The 5,876-nt window shown below is 28.6% G+C and carries 4 protein-coding genes and 1 pseudogene; 2 read left to right on the forward strand and 3 right to left on the reverse strand.

Features of this window, described 5'->3' with window-relative positions:
- From B2671_RS04600 to B2671_RS04610, 3 genes and pseudogenes are all read right to left on the reverse strand, one after another.
- A pseudogene (locus tag B2671_RS04600) lies at positions 1-87 on the reverse strand (ATP-dependent Clp protease proteolytic subunit); the annotation flags it as partial.
- 122 nt (positions 88-209) lie between these two features.
- Complete coding sequence (gene tig, locus B2671_RS04605; RefSeq protein ID WP_346869360.1) at positions 210-1,499, reverse strand: trigger factor; 1,290 nt, start codon at positions 1,497-1,499, stop codon at positions 210-212.
- Between the two features lie 201 nt (positions 1,500-1,700).
- Positions 1,701-2,492, reverse strand: coding sequence for a hypothetical protein (locus B2671_RS04610; RefSeq protein WP_346869361.1), 792 nt, complete (start codon positions 2,490-2,492; stop codon positions 1,701-1,703).
- 578 nt (positions 2,493-3,070) lie between these two features.
- Between B2671_RS04610 and pflB the strand changes: the two genes are divergently transcribed.
- Together pflB and B2671_RS04620 are read left to right on the forward strand one after the other, a co-directional pair.
- Positions 3,071-5,302 carry a formate C-acetyltransferase gene (pflB, locus tag B2671_RS04615; RefSeq protein ID WP_346869362.1) on the forward strand — a complete coding sequence of 744 codons (2,232 nt, stop codon included), beginning with the start codon at positions 3,071-3,073 and terminating at the stop codon, positions 5,300-5,302.
- Between the two features lie 174 nt (positions 5,303-5,476).
- Positions 5,477-5,876, forward strand: a 400-nt coding sequence (locus B2671_RS04620; protein ID WP_346869363.1) for a 4Fe-4S cluster-binding domain-containing protein, incomplete at its 3' end; no start/stop codon positions are given.

A 5,876-nucleotide genomic window follows, 5' to 3' on the forward strand; every position in this document is an offset into this window, starting at 1 on the left:
AATTCTTTCTTTTAATAATCTAGAATATATATCATAAGATCGCTCGCCCTTACCCGTTTGCTCTACAACCATTGGTATATAACTCATAATTACAACCTCCTTACTATTGTAAATATATTAGAATATTTACTATTATATCCTCATTAAAATTATTTTAACCTATTTTATTTAAAATAATTGCCAGTATATACTGGCAATTATTAATTAACTTAAATAGTTTTGCTATTTTCCATTATCATGTTCTTAATTTTTTCATTTACTATTTGAGTTCCAAGGTATTCTCTTTGAACCTGAACTAATCTATCAACAGTTTCTTCCAATTTCTCAGTTTCACCATACTTGCTAGCAATCTCTGTAGCTTTTTCTCTTATCTCATCTTCTGATGCCTCAATTTTCTCAGCTTTAGCAATTTCACTTAATACTAATTCATTTTTAACATTTTTAGTTGCTATATCTTTCATTTGTTCTCTAAAGTCAGCTTCTGAAGTATTTGTAAACTTGAAGTAACTTTCTATATCTAAACCTTGATACTTTAATCTATTCTCTAAATCTTGTAGCATTCCATCTAATTCTCTATTTACCATAGCATCTGGAATTTCTACATTAGCATTAGCTACTACAGTTTCTATAACAGCCATTTCATATTCATTTATTGCTTTCAACTCGTTAGCTTTTACTAATTCTTCTCTTATATTATTTCTAAGTTCCTCTAAAGTTTCAAATTCAGAAACCTCACTAGCGAATTCATCAGTTATCTCCGGTAATTCTTTTTTCTTAACTGATTTAACTGTTACCTCAAATTTAGCTGGTTTTCCATTTAAATCTTCTTTTCCATATTGTTCTGGGAAATTAACGTTTACGTCTTTAGACTCTCCAGCTGTTAATCCAACTAATTGATCTTCAAAGTTATCAATAAAGCTACCTGAACCTATTTCTAATTCGTAATCTTTAGCTTCTCCACCTTCAAAAGCAACTTCATCTACATAACCTTTGAAGTCTATAACAGCTATATCACCTTTTTCAACAGCTCCCTCTTTAACTTCTACTCTTGTATTTTGAGCTTGTAATTCTTTTAATTTATTTTCTACATCCTCATCTGTAACTACTACTTCTTCTTTCTTTGCTTCTATTCCCTTATAAGCACCTAATTCAACTTCTGGTACTACTGGTACTGACGCAGTATATATAAATTCCTTGCCTTCACCAATTTGAACAATATCAATTGATGGATAATCTACTGGATTTATATTATTTTCTGCTAATACTTCTGGATAAGTAGTTTCATATATGTAGTTTATAGCATCCTCATATAATGCACCTTCACCATAGTATTGTTTAATTATATTCATTGGAGCCTTACCTTTTCTAAATCCAGGCACATTGAATTTTTTCGCATTTTTTCCATAAGATTTTTTAACAGCCTCTGCAAATTTATCTGCCCCTATTGTTACTTCAAATTTAACAACGTTTTTTTCTAGCTTCTCCATTTTAACGTTCATTATTTCTTCCTCCTAATATTCCCAACTCTGTATTTCTTAAAATTATAACATAAATTTAGTAAAGTAAATAGTACATTTCATTATTTAACTGTTAGTCAGATACATCATCATTCTCTAAATTTATGATAATAAATTAAATATTACCTAATAAATTATACAATAATACTATTATTATGTACAATACTTTTTACCATGATATATTTATTCAATTATTTTACCATTTTTATCCACAATTATTTCTTTATTGTCTAAAGATATAGTAAGACCCTTATCTGTTATTTGTCCCACTTCAAAAGTTTTTCCTTTTACATTATAATATCCCCTATGAGTATTACTCTCCATATTATATATCCACAAATACTTATCATCACTATTATTTATCCAAGGCAAGCTACTAGAATATGCAATATGTGTATTGTCAATAAATTGAGCACTTTCAACCCATTTATAAGAAGGATTATACTTTAATACGTTTTCCTTGTTAAATACTTCATTAGTAGTTGATACATACTGTTCATTGGTAATGTTTATTAGTTTCTCTTTACTATTTACAATATACATATCTTGAGCTTCTTTGTCTAAAATTAAAATCACTTCTTGAGATGGGGCTATACTACATTTAACTTGTGAATCTGAATCAATTGTGTTGATTTTCTTAACTTGATCTTTTTCTTCATAATTAATAGTAACTTTTTTTCCTGATTTAAGAACTATATCTGAATAGGTTTTAGTAGACTTTTCTTCTATAACACTTTCCTCTTCAGAATTTTCTTCAGTTTTATTCTTATTTTCTTCTGACTTATGGTTATTATCCTCTGTTCTTTCTTTAATGAAAAAATTTTTTATAGCCACTATTCCTTCTCTATTAGTAAAAACTAATCCAGTTATTCCAATAACCATTATTATAATCAAAAATATAATCATATATTTTATACGCCTCAGCTTTAACTGTCTGCGATAATCTTTACTAAACATACTTGGCTTTTTACTCACAGCTTTTACCTCCATAGTTAACTTTATTATTTCAATATACATTTTGATTAATAATTATATTCTTATAACTTATTATAACTCAACTTATTATAAATTAACATTTTTTTATACCAAATCAATTTAAATTTACAATTAATTTATTTAATTATATTAACCAGCTTTATTTTTTGTTTTATGTTTCCAATTATCATTACTGTATTACTTTAATATATCAAATTATGTTTTACAACAAATTAACTTCTCTCTGTTTCAAAATTTCATTTAAACTGTTATATTCATCTTTAAATTAACCTTTAATGAAAATTGTTAAATGTCTTCTTGCAATTATCTTTTTTACTAAATTATAGAAATTTAATCCTTTACTTGATTGAATTTTCTAAATTTTTAATCTTTTATCCCTATTAAAAAAACTATTGTTTTTCATCTGTTATAGTTGTATAATTATAACAGATGAAAATAAAATTAAAATTAAAATTAAATTTAAATTATTAATTAATAATTTTAGTACATAAAACAAATAAACTAAATCTGTTTTATACTTTGATTTTATTAAAAATTATTTTTTAGGAGGATTATATATGTTTACTCAATGGAATGGATTTAAAGGCACAACTTGGAAAAAGGAAGTTAATGTAAGAGACTTCATTCAAACTAACTATACTCCATATGAAGGTGATGCATCATTTTTAACAGGTGCTACAGAAGCTACAAATAAATTATGGAACGAAGTAAGCGAATTATTTAAAAAAGAAATAGAAAATGGTGGTGTTTTAGATGTTGATACTAAAACCATATCTAAGATAGATGCATATAACCCAGGGTATATAGATAAGAATCTTGAAAAAATTGTTGGTGTTCAAACTGACGCTCCACTTAAAAGAGCTGTTATGCCTCAAGGTGGAATAAGAATGGCTGAAACTGCAGCTAAATCTTATGGATATGAAATCGACCCTTTAATTTCTGAAATATTCTCAAAACATCGTAAGACTCATAATCAGGGAGTTTTTGATGCTTATACAGATGAAATGAAATTGGCTAGAAAATATGGTATAGTAACAGGTTTACCAGATGCTTATGGAAGAGGTAGAATCATAGGTGACTATAGAAGAGTTGCTTTATATGGTATAGATAGATTAATAGAAGATAAAATTCAACAAAAGAAAAGCTTAGAAGTTAGTACTATAGATGCTGATGTTATTCAATTAAGAGAAGAATTATCCGATCAGATAGCGGCTCTTAACGAGTTAAAAACAATGGCAGCTAGTTATGGATTTGATATATCAGTTCCTGCTAAAAATGCTCAAGAAGCTATTCAATGGTTATATTTTGGGTATCTTGGTGCAATAAAACAACAAAATGGTGCTGCTATGTCTCTTGGTAGAACTTCTACTTTCATTGATATCTATATTCAAAGAGATATAGATAATGGCATTCTTACTGAAAAAGATTCTCAAGAAATGGTAGATCACTTTGTAATGAAGTTAAGATTAGTAAAGTTTTTAAGAACTTCTGATTATAACAACCTATTCTCCGGAGATCCAACTTGGGTTACTGAAGTAATAGGTGGTATGGGATTAGATGGAAGAACATTAGTAACTAAAAACTCTTTCAGAATGCTTAATACATTATATACATTAGGAGCATCACCTGAGCCAAACTTAACTGTACTATGGTCAACAAGATTACCTCAAGGATTTAAAGATTTCTGTTCAAAAGTATCTATTGATACAAGCTCTGTTCAGTATGAAAATGACGATTTAATGACAACTTATTGGGGTGATGACTACGCTATAGCTTGTTGTGTATCAGCTATGAAAGTTGGGAAGCAAATGCAATTCTTTGGAGCTAGAGTAAACTTAGCTAAGACTTTACTATATACTATAAATGGTGGTATAGATGAAAAATCTGGAGTACAAGTTGCTCCTAAGATGGAAAAAATCACTTCTGAATACTTAAGCTATGATGAAATTATAGAAAAATTCGATGTTATGGTAGAATGGTTAGCTAAACTTTATGTTAATACATTGAATGTTATTCACTATATGCATGATAAATACTCTTATGAATCTTTACAAATGGCTTTACATGATAGAGATGTATTTAGAACAATGGCATGTGGTATAGCTGGACTTTCAGTATGTGCAGACTCTTTATCTGCAATTAAATATGCTAAAGTTAAGCCTATTAGAAATGAACAAGGAATAGCAGTAGACTTTGAAATCCAAGGTGACTTCCCTAAATACGGAAATGATGATGATAGAGTTGATGATATAGCAGTATACTTAGTTGAAACTATGATGAATAAGATTAAAAAGAACAAAACATACAGAAATGCATATCACACTCAATCAGTGCTTACTATAACTTCAAACGTAGTTTATGGTAAAAAAACTGGTTCAACACCTTGTGGACGAAAAGCTGGCGAGCCATTCGCTCCTGGTGCTAATCCTATGCACGGAAGGGATAGTAGCGGTTCTTTAGCATCTCTAAACTCTGTAGCTAAATTACCATATGAATATTCTCAAGATGGTATTTCTAATACTTTCTCAATTATTCCAGATGCTTTAGGAAAATGCTCTGAAAACAGAATATCAAACTTAAGTAACTTATTAGATGGATATTTTGTACAAAATGCTCATCACTTAAATGTAAATGTATTTAATAGAGAAACTTTATTAGATGCTATGGATCATCCAGAAAAATATCCTCAGTTGACTGTAAGAGTTTCTGGATACGCTGTTAACTTTATTAAACTAACAAGAGAGCAACAATTAGATGTTGTTAACAGAACTTTCCACGCATCAATGTAATCTGACTAAAAAGAATTAATTATAACAACATAGTAGAGATGTCTTAGTTAGATATCTCTACTATATTTAGTATTTTGAAAGGAACTTAAATTAATTTTATAGAGAAATTATAGAATTTATTTTTTGTATAAAGTTAATTATATTATTTAGATTAAATTGGAAGGAGGCTTTATAATGAAAACTGGTAGAATTCACTCAATAGAAAGCATGGGCTTAGTTGATGGTCCTGGTATAAGAACTGTAGTATTTTTTCAAGGATGCAAATTAAGGTGTGCTTATTGCCACAATCCAGATACTTGGAACTTAAAAGATGGTAAGGAAGTCACTTCTGATGAAATTATAAATAAAATTGTAAGATTTAAACCCTATTTTCAACCTTCTGGAGGTGGTGTAACATTCTCTGGTGGAGACCCCCTTGTTCAACCTGAATTTTTATTAGAATTATTAAAAAAATGCAAAGAACTAGGTATTCATACAGCTATTGATACCGCTGGCTATGGACACGGTGACTATGATGAAATATTAAAGTATACTGATCTAGTTTTATTAGATGTAAAGCATATTAATAGTGATG

It is taken from the genome of Clostridium sp. UBA5119, assembly GCF_002414285.1.
Taxonomy (GTDB): domain Bacteria; phylum Bacillota; class Clostridia; order Clostridiales; family Clostridiaceae; genus Clostridium_J; species Clostridium_J sulfidigenes.